12 protein-coding genes and 1 pseudogene are annotated in these 16,582 nt (G+C 68.6%); 9 read left to right on the plus strand and 4 right to left on the minus strand.

What is annotated here, in order from left to right:
• Together ACU0BR_RS15085 and ACU0BR_RS15090 are read left to right on the plus strand one after the other, a co-directional pair.
• Positions 1 to 106, plus strand: a pseudogene (locus ACU0BR_RS15085) (UDP-glucuronate 5-epimerase); the annotation flags it as partial.
• Positions 107 to 362: 256 nt separating this feature from the next.
• Complete coding sequence (locus ACU0BR_RS15090) at positions 363 to 1,850, plus strand: calcium-binding protein (RefSeq protein WP_446157655.1); 1,488 nt, start codon at positions 363 to 365, stop codon at positions 1,848 to 1,850.
• A gap of 96 nt (positions 1,851 to 1,946) precedes the next feature.
• Here ACU0BR_RS15090 and ACU0BR_RS15095 read toward each other — a convergent pair whose 3' ends face one another.
• Positions 1,947 to 3,251, minus strand: a complete 1,305-nt coding sequence (locus ACU0BR_RS15095) for a UDP-glucose dehydrogenase family protein (protein ID WP_446157656.1) — start codon at positions 3,249 to 3,251, stop codon at positions 1,947 to 1,949.
• A 407-nt stretch (positions 3,252 to 3,658) separates the two neighbouring features.
• On the opposite strand from ACU0BR_RS15095, the gene ACU0BR_RS15100 reads away from it, so the two are divergent.
• The 5 genes from ACU0BR_RS15100 (at position 3,659) to ACU0BR_RS15120 (ending at position 9,206) form a co-directional block, all read left to right on the plus strand.
• Complete coding sequence (locus ACU0BR_RS15100; protein WP_446157657.1) at positions 3,659 to 4,357, plus strand: sulfotransferase family 2 domain-containing protein; 699 nt, start codon at positions 3,659 to 3,661, stop codon at positions 4,355 to 4,357.
• A gap of 40 nt (positions 4,358 to 4,397) precedes the next feature.
• Complete coding sequence (locus ACU0BR_RS15105; protein ID WP_446157658.1) at positions 4,398 to 5,498, plus strand: glycosyltransferase family 2 protein; 1,101 nt, start codon at positions 4,398 to 4,400, stop codon at positions 5,496 to 5,498.
• Entirely contained in the window at positions 5,495 to 6,487 is a 993-nt protein-coding gene (locus ACU0BR_RS15110; protein WP_446157659.1) for a sulfotransferase family protein, read from the plus strand. The genes ACU0BR_RS15105 and ACU0BR_RS15110 overlap by 4 nt, the downstream gene beginning before the upstream one ends.
• Complete coding sequence (locus ACU0BR_RS15115) at positions 6,484 to 7,758, plus strand: glycosyltransferase family 4 protein (RefSeq protein WP_446157660.1); 1,275 nt, start codon at positions 6,484 to 6,486, stop codon at positions 7,756 to 7,758. Before ACU0BR_RS15110 ends, ACU0BR_RS15115 begins: the two co-directional genes overlap by 4 nt.
• Positions 7,759 to 8,015: 257 nt before the next feature.
• A complete protein-coding gene (locus tag ACU0BR_RS15120; protein ID WP_446157661.1) occupies positions 8,016 to 9,206 on the plus strand; it encodes a hypothetical protein in 1,191 nt (396 codons plus the stop codon).
• Between the two features lie 32 nt (positions 9,207 to 9,238).
• Here the strand turns inward: ACU0BR_RS15120 and ACU0BR_RS15125 are convergent, their stop codons facing one another.
• Positions 9,239 to 9,916 (minus strand): sugar transferase, encoded by a 678-nt coding sequence (locus ACU0BR_RS15125; protein WP_446157662.1) that lies wholly within the window; start codon positions 9,914 to 9,916, stop codon positions 9,239 to 9,241.
• A 108-nt stretch (positions 9,917 to 10,024) separates the two neighbouring features.
• Between ACU0BR_RS15125 and ACU0BR_RS15130 the strand changes: the two genes are divergently transcribed.
• Positions 10,025 to 12,064, plus strand: a complete 2,040-nt coding sequence (locus ACU0BR_RS15130) for a GNVR domain-containing protein (protein ID WP_446157663.1) — start codon at positions 10,025 to 10,027, stop codon at positions 12,062 to 12,064.
• A 123-nt stretch (positions 12,065 to 12,187) separates the two neighbouring features.
• Here the strand turns inward: ACU0BR_RS15130 and ACU0BR_RS15135 are convergent, their stop codons facing one another.
• Entirely contained in the window at positions 12,188 to 13,396 is a 1,209-nt protein-coding gene (locus tag ACU0BR_RS15135; protein ID WP_446157664.1) for a ParB/RepB/Spo0J family partition protein, read from the minus strand.
• 151 nt (positions 13,397 to 13,547) lie between these two features.
• Positions 13,548 to 14,951, minus strand: coding sequence for an AAA family ATPase (locus ACU0BR_RS15140; RefSeq protein ID WP_446157665.1), 1,404 nt, complete (start codon positions 14,949 to 14,951; stop codon positions 13,548 to 13,550).
• 566 nt (positions 14,952 to 15,517) lie between these two features.
• Between ACU0BR_RS15140 and ACU0BR_RS15145 the strand changes: the two genes are divergently transcribed.
• The gene (locus ACU0BR_RS15145) at positions 15,518 to 16,522 is read left to right on the plus strand and encodes a replication initiator protein A (RefSeq protein ID WP_446157676.1); all 1,005 of its coding nucleotides are present in this window, start codon (positions 15,518 to 15,520) and stop codon (positions 16,520 to 16,522) included.
• The last annotated feature ends 60 nt before the right edge of the window (positions 16,523 to 16,582 follow it).

Here is a 16,582-nt window from a genome sequence, read left to right on the forward strand (position 1 = left end):
CGACGCCAACCTGTTGCAGCGGCTGACAGGCTACAAGCCGCAGACCGATTTCAAGGACGGGATCGCCCGGTTCGTCACGTGGTTTAAGGATTATTATGGTAAATAATCTGTAACCACGGTCTGGATTTGAGTATTTCAGACCAAGAAGAACGCCCGAGGGGCCCGTCGGCTGAGGGCCCCTTCGGCTGCCCCGTCAACTGAGGGCCTTATCGGCTGAAATGCTCAAATTTTTCTAAAACCCTCTGCTATAGCCACAGCTTCGCCACCCGCAGGCCACCTGCGCCCCACCCGCACCATAATTTTGCAAATCCGTAATTGCATATCTACCCAAGGGCGATTTACCGCCCCGGGGAGCGATGACAATGGCCTGGCTGAAGCACAAAACCACACTCGCGGGCGATCTGCCCCATATGGCGGGGATCACCGCGCTCGATGGGCTGACGATCGGCGCGAACAGCTATGTCTACCTCGGCTCGGAACGCGACGACGGGCTGAGCGTGTTTTCCCTGGCCCCCGGTGATCCCGCGCGCTTTGCCGATCAGCTTGGCGCCAGTTCCAGGCGCGGCACCTTCGGGTTGAACGACATCGAGGTTCTCAGCCTCTCGGATCAGGACGTTCTGCTGCCCGCGGGCATGTGGGACGACCGGCTGGCGATCCACCGCATCGACGCGGGCGGCGGTTTGGGCGGGCTGAAACAGCTGGGCGCCGACAGCGCGCTGATCGGCGCGATGGAACTGATCCAGCCGGTCCAGGTCGCCGACCGCAGCTTTCTGATCGCGGCGCAGCGCGGCCAGGAGGGGTTCCGCAGCTTTCGCCTGCGCGATGACCTGTCGCTGGAACACCGCCGCCATGTCGCCGACACCGATGCCACCTATGCCCAGGACGTCACCGCGATGACGGGGGCCCAGATCGCCGGGCGCAGCTTTTTCTTCACCGGCTCCGCCGAGGCGGGGGTCAGCTCCTACTGGATGGGCAAATGGGGCAACGTCAAGCACCGCGACAGCCTGGGCGCCGAAGACGGCTGGGGCATCACCGCGCCCAGCGTGATGGAAACCGCCGTGGTCAACGACACGGGCTTCCTGCTGGTCGGCGCGGCCGAAGCGGGCAGCCTCAGCGTGCTGCGCGTCAACCCCTGGGGCGGGCTCTTTCAGGAAGACCACCAGCTCGACAGCCTGACCACCCGCTTCGACGGGATCACCGCGCTGGAAACCGTCTCTTTGCAAGGGCGCAGCTTTGTCCTGGCGGGCGGCAGCGACGATGGCATCACCCTGTTCGAACTGGCGCCCGACGGCCAGCTCTTTGAATTGCAGACCCTGGCCGACAGCGATGCGACGACGCTCGGCGACATCTCGGCGATCCATGCGCAGCCGGTGGGCAATGAGGTGCAGATCTTCGTGGCCAGCGCGGCCGAGCCGGGGCTGACGCAGTTCACCTTCACCCCCGGCCCGCTGGGCGAAAGCCTTGCGGGGCGCAACGGCGCCGACCGGCTGACGGGCGGCGCGCGCGACGATCTGCTGACCGGCTTTGGCGGCGACGACCGGCTTTCGGGCGGCGCGGGCGACGACCGGCTGATCGACGGCGCGGGCGTCGATGTGATGATCGGCGGCGCGGGGGCGGATGTCTTCGTCTTCGTGCAGGACAGCCGCATGGACCAGGTGCGCGATTTCACCCCGGGCGAGGACAGGCTCGACCTGTCCGATTTCCCCCTGCTCTATGACATGGAGCGGCTGCAATTCACGCAGAAGGACTACGGCGTTCTGATTCGCTACGGCGCCGACCGCTTCCGGCTGGAGGCCGAGGAAGGCCAGCTGCTGGTCGAGGATCTGAGCGCGGGGGATTTCGTGTTCTAGCAGGCTTCTTCTGGTCCGAAATATCCCCGCCGGAGGCAAGTCTCCAAGATCCCGTTGCCTGCGGCGCGGATATTTATTCTCCGATGAGGGACGTCCCTACCGCCCCACCGCCACATAGGCCTCGAACCCCGCCTCCTGCACATCGGCTTTCGCATAGACGTTGCGCAGGTCGGCCATGCGCGGGGTGGCCATTTCCGTGGCCAGGCGCTTCAGGTCGAGGGCGCGGAATTCGTTCCATTCGGTCAGGATCACCAGCGCATGGGCGCCTTCGGCGGCCGCATAGGGATCGTCGTGCCAGGTGACGCCGGGCAGCAGGGCCTCGCCCTCGTGGCGGCCCTGCGGATCGACCACGCAGACCTGGGCGCCGCCGCCGACCAGCGCGGGCACGATGGTCAGGGACGGCGCGTCGCGCATGTCGTCGGTGTTGGGCTTGAAGGTCACCCCCAGCACCGCGATGCGCCTGCCGTTGAAGCTGCCGTCGCACAGGTCGCGCAGCTTTTCGATCATCCGCCGCTTGATGCTTTCGTTGACGCGGATCACCGCCTCGGTGATTTCCATCGGCATGGCATGGTCCTGGCCGATGCGGGCCAGCGCCTGGGTGTCCTTGGGAAAGCACGACCCGCCGTAGCCGGGGCCCGCGTGCAGGAACTTGTTGCCGATGCGCCCGTCGAGCCCCATCCCCTTGGAGACCTTCTTGACGTCGGCGCCGACCTTTTCGCACAGCGCCGCGATCTCGTTGATGAAGGTGATCTTGGTCGCGAGAAAGGCATTGGCGGCGTATTTGATCATCTCGGCCGATTCCAGATCGGTGGTGACGATCGGGAAATCGCGCAGGTAGAGCGGGCGGTAGATTTCTTCCATCACCTTTGCCGCCCGGTCGGACTGCACCCCCACGACAACGCGGTCGGGCTTCATGAAATCGTCGATCGCCGCGCCCTCGCGCAGGAATTCCGGGTTGGAGGCGACGTCGAATTCGGCCTGCGGATTGGCCGCGGCGATCACCTCGGCCACCTGGCGGTTGGTGCCCACCGGCACGGTCGATTTGGTGACCACGACGGTGTAGCCCCGGATCGCATGGGCGATCTCCTCGGCGGCGGCCATCACGTAGCTGAGGTCGGCATGGCCGTCGCCGCGGCGCGTGGGGGTGCCCACGGCGATGAACACGGCCTCGGCCTCGGCCACGGCGGTTTTCAGATCGCCGGTGAACGACAGCCGCCCGGCCTCGACGTTGCGCGCCATCAGCGCATCGAGCCCCGGCTCGAAGATCGGCACCTCGCCGCGGCCGAGCTTTTCCAGCTTGGCCGGGTCCTTGTCGACGCAGACCACCTCATGTCCGAAGTCGGAAAAACACACCCCCGACACGAGGCCCACATAGCCGGTTCCGATCATTGCAATGCGCATGGGTGCTGGGCCTCCTGAAAATCCTTGCAAGGGGGATGCGGGATGCGCGGGAGGCTGTCAATCGGGCAGGCAGCCCAAGGGCGCAATGAGAACCTGCCTGCGGAAGGCGCGTCACATTCTGCCCCCGTCGCTTACAAGAGACGGCGGGCAGCACGCAAAAGACGGTGCCAACAAAAATTAACTATGATGTCTACTCCTTGTCACAGGGTGTTCCAAGCCGCGGTGGCTTCTGATCCTGGAGCTGATGAGCCGACGCCGCGCCGCGCGGGCCGGTCTGGTCGCGGCCCTCAGGGCCTTCCCAGGATCTTTTCACCCTTTCCGGCCCCTTTTCCGGCCCTTCGCCCGCTTTTCCGACCCCGCTTTTCGCCGCAACCCTCTCTTAACTTCTGTGCCCTAGCCTTGCGGCGATGATCGTTTCGCACCGGCATCGCTTTGTTTTCTTTTCCAACCCCAAGACGGGGTCGGAATCGATCCGCCGCATGCTCGCCCCCTGGAATGAGGTCGCGGTGCGCCCCTACCGCGCGGCCGCGCCCTTCTACCCGCATATGTCCCCGGCAGAGGCATATGTGGCCTTTCAGCGGGCCGGGTGGGATTTCACCGCCTATCGCCGCATCACCTGCCTGCGCGACCCCTACCCGCGGCTGGTGTCGCTTTATCGCATGATCGCCGCGGTCGACGGGATCTGGCGCCTGCGGCAGCGATGGGGGCGGCCGCTGGGGCTGGGGGCGCCTTCCTTCGCGCGCTGGCTGGCGGCGGCGCGGCCGCGCGGGCGCGGCGGCGGCGGGCGGGCGCATCAGCGCTGGCGCAGGCACGGGGCCTGGTCCGCAGAGGCCTGGACCGGCGGCGGTCGGCTGATCACCGATGTGCTGCGGCTGGAACATCTGGGCCGCGATCTGCCGCCACTGATGACCGAGCTGGGGCTGACCGATCCGGCGCAGGCCCCCTCCCCCGCGATCCCCTGGGACAACCGCCGCACGGCGGCGGATTGGCGCGGCTATTACACCGCCGCCAGCGCCCGCCTGGTCGCGCGCCGATATGCCTGGGATTTTACGCATTTTTACCCCGGTGCAGATCAACGCTTTCTTCAGGAATTAAAGGCAGGCTGAGGGGACATAGGCTTCAATCCCCTTGTAAAGGCACATATAGATGCACTCCGACGTGGTCATCGTCATCCCCACCCTCAACGAGGCCGCGCATCTGGACGCGGTGCTGCACGACCTGCGCGGCAGTGGCGGCAGTGGCGGCGACGACGTGCAGGCCCCCTTGTGGATCATGGATGGCGGCAGCCGCGATGCCACGCGGCGCATCGCCACCCGCTGGGCGCGCGACTGGCCCGCGGTGTCGCTGCATGACAATCCGCAAGGCAACCAGGCGGCGGCAGTCAACCTGGCCGCGCGCCGGGCCCGGCAACAGGGCGCGCGGGTGCTGATCCGGCTGGATGCCCATGCGCGCTATCCGGCGGGCTTCGTGGCCGGGCTGGTCGACAGCCTGCACCAAAGCGGCGCCGACAGCGTCGTGGTGCCGCTGATCGCGCAGGCAGACACGGTTGCAAATACCGGCGCAAATACGGGCGCGAATACGGGCGCCCCCTGGGCACAGGCGGCGGCGCGGCTGCAACGGGGATGGCTGGGGCATGGCGGGGCCGATCACCGGCGTCCGGGGTCCGCTGCCTGCGGCCGCTGGGTCACACACGGCCATCACGCGGCCTTCCGGCTGGACCGGTTCCTGGCGCTCGGCGGCTATGACACCGGCTTCGCCGCCAATGAGGATGCCGAATTCGACCGCCGGCTGATCGCCGCGGGCGGGCGCATCTGGCACGATCCGCACCGCCCCGTCACCTATCGCCCCCGCGCCACCCCGGCGGCGCTCTGGCGGCAGATGCACCGCAACGGCTATTGGCGGCTGCGCAATGCGCAGAAACACCATGCCCGGCTGGGCCTGCGCCAATGGCTGCCCGTCGGGGCAAGCCTGTCGGTGATCGCCGCCCCGGCCGCGCTCTGGCTGGGGTGGGGCGCCCTGCTGCCTGCGCTGGCCTATGCGGCGCTGCTGGCGGGGGTGGCGCTGCTCGGCAGCCGCCCCGCCGCCCCGCTGGAAGGCGCGCGCATGGCGCTCCTTGCCAGCCTGTCGCATCTGGGCTTCGGCACCGGAGTGTTGCGCGGGATGTTCAGCCTGTCACCGCCCGGATTGCCCCTTCTCACGCCCCGATCTGGCCCCCGATCCGCGCCCCGATCCGCGCCCACATCATGAGCCCCAATCTCTTCCTCCTCGCCGCGCCCCGCAGCGGCTCCACCCAGCTGGCCCGCTGGCTCACCAGCCATCCAGACATCGCGATTTCCCCTGTGAAAGAGCCGAATTATTACGCCAGCCACGAATTTCCCCCCGCTTTCGTGGCCCGTCATCACCTCAACGATATCGACCCGCACCGCTACGATCCCCGCCACGATCGCCCCGCGCAATTCGCGGTGTTCCGGCAGGCCGACAGCTATCACGCGCTTTTCGCGGGGCTGCACACCCCCTGGCGGATGGAGGCGTCCACAAGCTACCTCGCCTGCCCCGCCGCGCCCGCCCGGATCGCCCGCGCACACCCCGGCGCGCGGCTTCTGTCGCTGACCCGCGACCCGGTCGAGCGCGCGCTGTCGCACTACCGCCTGGCCCTGCGCACCGGCCGCAGCCGACATTCCCTGCTGCACGAGTTGACCGCCGAACGCACGGGCCACACCCCCCTGCCCGGCCGTTTCCTGCTGCGCCCCTCCCGCCAGGCGGAGGGGCTGAAGCGCATCGCCGCGCAGATCCCCCCCGCCCGGCACCTGCCCCTGCGGTTCGAGGATATGGTGGCCGATCCCGCCGCCACCCTCACCCGCATCGCCGCCTTTCTCGATATCGACCCCCACGGCTTCGATCTGCGGGCAGAGGGGCGCAATGCCGGCGCCCGGCCCCGCCTGCCCCGGCTCAATCGGCTGCTGCTGACGACGGGGCTGAAAACCTGGGCGCGGCGAAACCTGCCCGCGACATGGAAACCGGCGCTGAAACGGCTCTTCCTGGACGAAACCACAGCCACCCCCATCCCCTTGCACGCCCGCGCCGCCCTGCGCGCGGCCCTCAAGGGCGAGGATCAGGCCCTGGCCGCGCTCCACCGCCTGCTGCACCATGACAACCACGGCCAAGCCCCGCCTGATCCACGCGCCCCGGCCCCGCGCATCAAAAGCGCGCCCCCCGCGCCGCGGGTGCCGCCATGAAGATCCTGCTGGCGCATGGCGATCTGTCCGCCCGCGGCGGGGCCGAGGCCTATGCCCAGGCCATGATCGCCCATCTGCTGGACCAAGGGCACCAGGTCGACGTGCTCGACATCGCCGGGCTGCGCCCCGCCGCACGAGGACCAGGCCCACAAGGATCGGGCCCGCAAGGATCAGACCCGCTCTCAGGCTTCCCCCTGCTGCGGCTGGGCCACCTGCCGGGGCTGCGACGGCTGCATCTGGTGAAATACGCCCTGGTCTGCCGGATGCTGCCCCATGTGATCGCCCCCCCCGGAGCGATCAGCCCCTACGACCGCCTCATCCTCAGCTATGGCGAAGGCCCGGCCCTGCCCCGCCCCACGCTGACTCTGCGCCACGCGCCCGCGCTGTTTTCCACCGCCCCCGCGCATCTGCGCGCGCTTGGCGCGGGCAGCCCCGGGGCGCTGCTGCTGCGCGGGGCCTATACATGGCTCTGCCGCAGGCTCGCGGGCATGTCCGACGCGGCGGCAGCGGTCGACACGCCGACCCCGTCCCGGCTGATCGCCAATTCCCGCTGGACCGCCGCGATGATCCCGCCGCAGGCCGGGCGCGCCCATGTGCTCTATCCCCAGGTGCGCCATCCGCCCGCTTCACCTGATCCCCTTGGCGATCCGTCTGGCGATCTTCCCGGCAATCCCTCTGGCGATCCGCCTCGCGATCCGTTTCGCATTGTGACACTGGGGCGCATCGTGCCCAACAAGCGGCTGGGTGACGCGCTGCGCATCACCGCCCTGTTGCGCGCCCGGGGCCTGCCCGCGCGGCTCGACATCGCCGGGCGCGCCGATACACCCTATGCGCGGCGCCTGATCCGCCGGTTGCGCGGCCACCCCCATGTGCAGATCCACCCCGATATCGCGCCCGAGGCTCTGGCGCGTCTGCTGGCCCGCGCACGCCTGGGGCTGCATTGCTATCGCCATGAACATTTCGGCATCGCGATCGGAGAGATGATCCTGGCGGGCGTGCTGCCCGTCATCCACGACGGCGGCGGCGCGGTGGAGCTGGTGACCGACCCCGCCCTGCGCTACCGCACCCCGCAAGAGGCCGTCCCCATCCTCGCCCGCCTGATGCGGCAGGACCAGGCCCGGATAGAGGCGATGGTCGCCCGCCTTCGAACCGGCCCCGCCCTGCAAGCCGCGCTCGAATTTCCCGCGCGGCTGGAGGATATGTTGGCCCCTTTCCTGTCGCCCGGCCCCGCGCCCCTCCCTCATGCGGCTTCCCGGACGGCGGCCGCGTGAGCGATGGGCGCGGCAACACCCCAAAGGACCGGCTCATCGCAAGGCTCAAGGGGCGCGCCCCTCCGGCTTTGTCCGCAGCGCAAGGGCCGCCTGCCCCCGTCGCATCCGCAAGAGCCCGGAAAACAGCCCCTATTCCGGTCCTTTCTGGCCCTTTTTCTGGCTCTTCCCCGCTTCCCCTCCAAGCGCGCGCCCCTGCCTTCCCCGCCCCCGCAGCCGCCTCTCCCGGCCTGTCGCTCTGGGCGGCGGGTGCGGGTCTGTTGCTCTGGGTGCCGGCCCTGGGCCTGCCGCCGGGGCCGCTGCCGGTGCAGCCGATGGATCTGTGGATGCTGCCGGGCTGGCTGCTGCTGCTCGGCCATCTGACCCGGCTGCCCGGCGCGCTTTTATGGGTGCTGGGGCCGGGGCTGGCGGCGCTCGCGCTCAGCTGGGCCACGATGGGCGGGCAGCCGCTGATCCTGGGCTGGACGCTGGGATGTGCCCTGCCCTTCGTTGCGCTGATCGCGCTGGTGGCCAGCGATCCCGCCGCCCGGTCGAGCCTGCTGCTGGGGTTTCTCACGGGTGCCGGCGCCTCGGCGCTGCTGTTTCTGGCACAGATCCTCTGGGGGGCGGAGGCGCTGGATTTTCGCAGCAACCCCGCCTTTCGCCTGCCGCCCCAATACGGGCGCGGCTTTGCCCTGATGCCCGAGGTGTCGACCTATGCGGTGCACGCCTTGATGGCGCTGGCCGCCACGCTGGTGTTGCTGTTGCACCGCCTGCCGTCCGCGGTCCGGCGCGCCTTGTGGGGGCTGGTGCTCTTGCTGGGGATCACGCTGCCGTTCACCCGATCCAGCAGCGTGCTGCTGCTGTTGCCGCCCTTTGCGATGCTGGCGCTGATGCTCACGCGGCGGTTCGATCGCAACACGGTGCTTCTGGCCGGAATCGGTGCCGGGATCCTGGCGCTGGTGCTCTGGGGGTTCACCAGCTTTTTTTACGCCGAACGCCTCTCCAACGCGGCGGCGGGGCGGTCTGCGGCGATGCGTCTGGCCTCGATCCTGGGCGGGCTGTCACCGCTTGGCAGTGGCGAGCTCTTTGGCCTTGGCATAGGCGAAAACGCCGCCGTCACCCACCGCGCGTATGAGGCCGCGCAGCACTACGGCCTCAGCTTTGGCAGCCTGCCGCAGGGGGTGAACTCGCAGATCATCGGCCGCATATTCGAAGAAGGCTGGCCCGCCCTGCTGCACCTCGCCCTCGCCGCCGCCCTGCTGGCCCGCGCCCGGCGCGGCCTGCCCACCGCCGGGGCCCGCGCGCTATTCATGATGGGCGTGGCGGGCTTTGCGATGGCGCTGTTGGTGGTGGGCTACCGCGGGATCTACACCACCTGGCTTTGGCTTGGGCTGGCCGCCGGGCTGGCCATGCCCCCCGCGGCCGTCCCCCGGTCCCCCCCCCTCAATCAGCCCCTGAAGCGGGCCTGATGTGTCTCTTCTCGGCCCAAATACTCCCTTTTTCACACTCCGCGATGGCGCCACATCGCGGGCAGGGTCTGCAACAGGATCCGCAGATCCGTTTTCAGCCCCATCTCCAGCTGATAGGCCGCATCCAGCCGCACCCGCTTGCGATAGGCCAACGCATTGCGGCCGCTGATCTGCCACAGCCCCGTCAGACCGGGGCGAAAGTTCAGATAGGCCCATTCCATGCCCGCGTATTCGCTCAGCTCTGATTGGGTGACGGGGCGGGGGCCGACCAGGCTCATCTCTCCGCGCAGCACGTTCCACAGCTGCGGCAGCTCATCGAGCGAACTTGCCCGCAGAAACCGGCCCAGCGGCGTGATCCGCGGATCGCGCGCCAGCTTGTAATGCATCGCCCATTCGCGCGCCGCGGCCGGATCAGCGCGCAGATGCGCACGCAGCCGCGCCCGGGCGTCGGGCACCATCGTGCGCAGCTTCCAGCAGCGAAACATCCGCCCGTCACGCCCCATCCGGGGGTGGCCGTAGAACCCCGGCCCGCCCTGCAGCCGGATCACCCCCCAAAGCAGTGCCACCACCGGCAGCAAAAACGGCCCCACCATCAGCGTCAGGCCCACATCCAGCCAGCGTTTCGGCCCGTCGTGATAGCGCCGCACCTTGCGCAATCGATCGGAGGCCGCCGAAAGCCGCGACTCCCAGAAAACATGCCGCATATCCATCCCCTTCACCCTTTCTGCGATTGAAGCGCGAGGACGTTAAGAAACCCTCCACATCCCGGGGGTAGATTAGAGCCGAATGGTTTCATTTTTATCTTGTCGGAGCATTGGATGACGGCCCCGGTTTCCCTGCGCGCGCCCCTGTTCGAACAGCCCGTCCCCGCCGGGGCGGCGGGCACGGCGGGCGCCGTCCCTGCGCCACCCGCGCCCGATCTGGCGGCGCTGCTGGGGCTGATGTGGCGGCGCGCGGGGCTGTTGCTGGCGGCGGCGGGGCTGGCGGCGGGGCTGGCGCTGGCCTGGGCCGGCTATGCGATGGTGCCGCGCTATCAGGCGACGGCGACCGTCCTGCTGACCCCCGACGCGCGGATCGGTCCGGTCGAAAGCCTGCTGCCGGGCCTGGCGGGCAATTCCACCGTCATCACGACCGAGGTCGGCATCCTGCGCGCGCGCAGCCTGCTGGCGCGGCTGATCGAGACGCAGGGCCTGTTGGCCGATCCTGAATTCAACGCGCAGCTCGCGCCGCCCGGCCCGGTCGACCGGCTGCAAAAATGGCTGCGAAAATGGTTGCGGGACCGGCTGGCCCTGGCCTTGCCCGGAACGGGTCCCGGGCCCCCCGATGAAGGCCCAGATATTGGCGCCCAAAGGCTCTTGACCATCGACGCGCTGGCCGAGCGGGTTTCCGTGCGCAACATGCCCGACAGCCTGATTTTCGAGGTGACCGTCGAAACCCGCGCGGCAGAGAAATCGGCCCGGCTGGCCAATGCGCTGGTGCGTCTCTACATCGAGGATCAGATCGCCGCCAAGGCGCGCGCCACGGAACAGGCGGCCTCCTGGCTGTCGGAACGCGTCGCCGATCTGCGGCAGGAGCTGGAGACCGCCGATTCGCGCGCCCGCACCTTCAGCGCGCAGATGGAGCTTGTCAGCTCGCGCACGCTGGTCGCGCTGTCCGCCCAGCTCAAGGACGTGCGCGAAAGGATCGCGCGCGGCACGGCCTTGCTGGGGCAGGGGCGTGAAACGGGCGCCCGTGACAGTGACAGGGCGAGGGCCCGCCTGACGCAATTGATCCGGCTGGAACAGGATCTGTCCGCGCGCATCGCCCGGCAATCGGACGATTCCGTCGCCCTCGGCCAATACGAAAGAGAGGCGGAAGCCAGCCGCCTGATCTATGAACATTTCCTGACCCGGCTCAAGGAAACCGCCGTGCAGAAGGGCCTGCAGCAGGCCGACAGCCGGATGCTGTCCCCGGCAGAGCCGCCGATCGCCCCCGCCCGCCCGCGCCGCAGCCTGATCGCGCTGATGGCGGGGCTGCTGGGGCTGATGCTGGCGGCGCTCACCATCGCCCTGCGCGAGGGGGGGCGCGACAGTTTCCGCACGGATGAGGAGCTCTCCGCCGCCACCGGCCGCCCGGTGCTGGGCCAGTCCCTGCGCCTGCCGCGCGGCCTGTTCCGCCGCCGCCGCGGGGTGCTGTCGCAGATCCTGACGCGCCCGCAATCCGCCGCCGCCGAGGCGATCCGCAACCTGCGCACCAGCCTGTTTCTGCAATCGCAGTCGCCGCCGCAGGTGGTGATGGTCACATCTTCCCTGCCCGGAGAGGGCAAGACCACGCTGACGCTGGGGCTGGCGCAGAACATCGCGGGGCTGGGCCGGCGCGTGCTGGTGATCGAGGGCGACATTCGCAAGCGCGTCTTTGCCAGCTATTTCCCGGCGGGCGCACGGCCTGTGGCGGGCGGCACCCTGCTCTGCGTGCTCAAGGGGATGCCCCTGGCCGAGGCCGTGCGCCCGCACGCCGGGCTAAAGGCCGACGTGCTGCTGGCCGCGCCCAGTCGCAGCAACCCCGCCGATCTGCTGGCGACGCGCCAGTTTCGCGATCTGATCGCCGACGCGCGGCGCGATTACGACTGTATCCTGATCGACACGCCGCCCGTGCTGGCCGTGCCCGACGCGCGGCTGGTCGCGGAACTGGCCGATGCCGTGCTTTATGCCGTGCATTGGGACAAAACCTCGGCCCGCGTGCTGCGGCAGGGGCTGCGGGCGCTGTCCTCCGCGCGGGTCAGGCTGGCGGGGCTGGTGCTGACACGGGTGGATCCGCGCGCGATGCGCCGTCTGGGCTATGGCGAGGAATACCGCGCCAAGGGGTATTACACCACCTGAGGGGCGATTGCGCCGCAGCCGTCTGAAACGGCCCGACGGCTGCGAAACATTTCCGCTGAAAAAACTGGTTTATCGTTTAGTTTCAATGAAATAGGCGGAATTTGTTTCGCGCGCGAAACAAATTCACCCCCTGTTTCGCAGCCAGTTCGCCAGATCGTCGTGCAGCGCCTGGGTCACGCCTTCGCCACGCAGCTCCAGCCCCTCGCGGCCCTGGAACAGATAGATGCCGGGCACGACCTGATGACGTGGCGAGGGCGCAACCGGCGGCATGGGGATGCCCTGCGACCGCGAAGCTGCGGCGGGAGATTCGGCGGGGGGTTCCGGGACCGGATCTGAAGCAGGGGTCGAAGAAGGGGCCGAAGAAGGGGAGGGCAGGGGGCCTGTCTGCGCGCCCTCCTTTTCGCCCGCCAAGGCGCGTTGCAGCAGCTTCTGCTCGGCCTGCGCATCCTGGGGGCCGGCCTTGCGGAGGCGGTCGGCAAGGCGGCGGGCGAACTGCGGCTCTTCCTCCAGCGCCTTGGCCAGTTGCAGACCCAGCCGCTCGCTCAGCTGCGCGGGATGGTTCAGCGCGGTGCCCAGCTTGCGGACCAGCGGCAGGAAAGATCCGATCTTGGAGCGTTTCGCGCGCGATGCGCTGGCGAAAAGCGTTTGCAGCGCCGGCTTGTCGGCCGGAAACACCCCCAGCGTGACCGCGCGGTCGACGATGCGCGCGCGCTCGAAATAGCTCAGGCCGACGCGGATCTCGTTTTCCTCTACCATCGCGACATAGGCATCGGACACCGCTTCGGGGCTGCGGCGGACGGCCAGCGCCTCGGCAAAGCGCGGCTCGCCGGTTTCCTGGTGCAGCCGTTTCAGCGCGGTCAGACGGCGCCAGCCGGAAATCAGGCCAAAGGCGCCATCGTCCAGCGCGACCACCTCGATCGGGGTCTGCTGGCCGCGCTTGCGCAGGCTTTCCATCAGCGCGCCCAGCTCTTCCTCATCGGCCGACAGCCGGTCGCGCGTCAGATAGTCCTGCTGGATCGCCTCCAGCGGCAGCGGCTCGATCATGCGGCCGCTGCTGCGCATCTCGCCCAGCTTTTGCGTCACCTCGGCCAGGGCCGCGGCGGCAGAGGACTCGCCCGCCACCTTGGCAATCGGCGCGGTCGTTCCCGAAGGGGCGAGGGCGGGGGCAAAGCCGCCCTGGGGCCCCAGCCCCCAGGCCTTGGTTTCCAACGGCGGCTGGCCCGGCGTGGGCCCGGCGGAATCTCCGGAGGACCCTTCGGGCGCTTGGGCGGGAAATCCGGCCGGATGAGGGGCCGGATATTGAGCCGGTGTCAGGCGTTTGCGTTTGGCCATGCGGGCGTCTCCTCTCGCGCGGTGATGGCGCGGCAATGCCAGTTCAGGGTTAGGATCGGGTTAAGCGCGGGCGCGGGCCGAAGCGCCGCCGCACCTCCCGCCCCGGGCAGGGCGCGCGGCAAGGGGCCGGAAAGGAAGCCGTGACGCCCCCTCATCGCGCCCGCGCCTCGGCGGGGGCCGCGCCCGCCGCCAGCTCATCGCGCCGCCAGACGCCCAGCAACAGCCGTTTGAAGGCGGCGTAGGTCTCATCAAAGGTCATGCGCCCGCGCACATAGGTTTCGCGGTTGAAATCGCGGTAATCGGCCTCGTAGATGCCGCTGACCTGTTCGCCCGCCTGGCCGATCAGGGCGGTGAAATCCTGCCGGTGCGGCGACAGGGTGCGCCCCAGATAGGCCTGCATCAGCGCCGCCAGCTCGCCCTGCTGCGCGCCGTCGTAGCGGGTGACCACCGCGCGTACCGCATCCCATTCAAAGGCCAGGCCATCGCGGCCCAGGGCGCGCGCGGCCATGTTCTCGCCCTCTTCGATCGAGGCGAAGGTCGAGTGCAGCATGTCGAAAAACCGCCCCGTGGAATCGAATTCCAGAAAGGACGCGCCCAGCGGCACCAGCAGGATGTCGGCCGCCGCCAGCCCGTTGATCGTCAGATATCCCAGCGCGGGCGGCGTATCGAGAAAGATCAGGTCGTAGCGGTCCAGCAGGCCGTCGGCCTCGAGCATTTCGGTCAGCGCATCCCAAAGTTTCCAGCCGCGGGCCTGCATGCGCCAGACGGGGATCTGGAACTCGGCCCAGTAAAGGTTCAGCTGCGCGCCGATCAGGTCGATGTTGGGCCAATGGGTGGTCTGCACCAGATCGCCCGCGCGGATCTTCAGCGCCTCGGCCAGCGTGTCGTCGAGCGGCAGCGGCGGCTCGCCGCGTGCCATCCGGGCGCGGTTCTCGGCCTGCAGATGGGTGGCGTAGTGCCGCGCCAGCAGCGGAAAGACCGTCTGCCATTCATCCGCCACCCGCCCGTCGAAGATCGAGGTCATCGAGCCCTGGCTGTCCAGATCGATGACCAGCACGCGATAGCCGTCGAGCGCCGCCGACATCGCCAGATGCGCCGCGGTCGACGTCTTGCCGACGCCGCCCTTGAAGTTCGCCACCGCGACCATTTTCGCGGGCAGCCCTTCGGGGCGGTAGGGTTTGTATTCCTTGGCCTTGGAGCCTTCCTGCGCGAAATGCGCGCGCAGGCGCAGCACCTCGTCGAGGGTGAACCACTTGGCGCCGCCCTCGGTTTCGCTGCGTCCCTGCGGCAGCGCGGGGTTGGCTTTCAGCACGCGGCGGAAATGCGCGGTGGCGACGGGGATCAGATAGCGGGTGATTTCCCAGGTGGAGAACAGCCGTAGCGTCTTGCGCCCCTCGGCATCCATCCCGCGCGAGGCCAGATCGTCGCGCCCGCGGGCGCAGGCGGTGGCGATCGCGGCAAAGCCTTCGGTGGTCAGCGGCGCGTCCAGATCGGCCAGGGCACGGTCGGGGTCGATGTTGAAATAAGGGGGGGGCTGCTGGCTGTCGCTGCTCATGGGTCGCTGCCTGATGTGTGCACTTTCAGGCAGTATGCACATAAAGCGCGCATGTGTAACTAATTTGGTGATGTATTTTGGATTCCCAAGCAATTTCCGTCAGTTGCACTCAAGGGCCGGGGATCGGTCCATTGCGCGGCGGAAAGCCTGCCTGAGTGTTATAATGAGTTATATATGTGTTACAGGCCAGCGTGAATTTTGCAGGTGCTTGTAATCGAAGGACTTTCTGCCTCGTTGGGGAGGTGAGGCGATTCCGTAACCACGATAGGGCGACTCTGAAACCACGTGCAGGCGATTCCGAACCCCCGAAACCGCGGCGGCATTTGGCGGAGGTTTCGCTGGACCCGCGCTGTGGATAACTTTACCACCTGTTATTGAAACCACGATAAGCGCGAGTCGGATCAACGGCGCGCATACGGGCAGGCAAAGCGCCGGAAGGGCGCGGAGGAAAGCAGGAGATTTCCCATGCGCAGGGCAGGGGCCGCCGCAGGGCGGAACAGGGCGCGGAACGGGGGGGCCGCGATGCGGACGGGGCCGCGGGGCGGCGGGCGATGAGCAGGACCCTCATGGCGCGGCCGCTCACCGGCGGGCTGCTGCCCGAGCGTCATCCGACCGGCGATTTCTTCCTGTGCGATGTGTTCGACGCGATCCCCAAGGATGACATCGCCTCGATGGAACATCCGCTTTTCTCGCTGGGCACGCGGCCCGACCGGCGCATTCTGGACTACACCCACAACGGGACGCAGATCCAGGTGGTGCCCTCGGTCAAGGGGCTGGCCACGATCCACGACAAGGACATCCTGATCTTCTGCATCAGCCAGTTGATGGCGGCGCTGAACGCGGGGCGCGAGATCGGCCGGGTGGTGACGCTGCGCGCGCATGATCTGCTGGTCGCCACCAACCGCGAGACCTCGGGCGATGGCTACAAGCGGCTGCGCGACGCCTTCGAGCGGCTGGCGGGCACGCGCATCACCACCAACATGACCACCGGCGGGCTGGAGACGACGCGCGGCTTCGGCCTGATCGAGGGCTGGGAGATCGTGCGCAAATCGCGCGGCGGGCGCATGGTGTCGGTCAGCGTGACCCTCTCGGAATGGCTGTTCCGCGCGGTGCTGTCGAAATCGGTGCTGACGCTCAGCCGGGATTATTTCCGCCTGCGCAGGCCGCTGGAACGGCGTCTCTACGAGCTTGCGCGCAAACATTGCGGCCGCCAGCCCGAATGGCGGGTCTCGGTCGATACGCTGCTCAAGAAATCGGGCTCGGCCTCGCCGCGGCGGGTGTTCCGCAAGATGCTGCGCGACATGATCGAGGCCGACCACCTGCCCGATTACCGCATGGCGGAGCTGGAGGGCGATCTGATCCGCTTCACCCTGCGCGAGGCGGTGATCGACGCCCCGCCCCCGGTGCTGCGCGCCGCCACGCTGGAGCGCGCCCGCGCGCTGCTGCCGGGCCACGACGTGCACGCGCTGGAGGCCGAATGGCGCGGGATCTGGGCCGCCACCGGCCAGCCACGCCTGCGCAGCCCCGACGCGGCCTTCCTGGGCTGGGTGAAAAAGCGCGCGCCGCAGTAGCGGCGGGCGGACAGGGGAGCGGGTGCAGTCGGGGCGCAACCGGGGGCGCGCCATCGGCCG

It is taken from the genome of Brevirhabdus sp. (assembly GCF_052826345.1).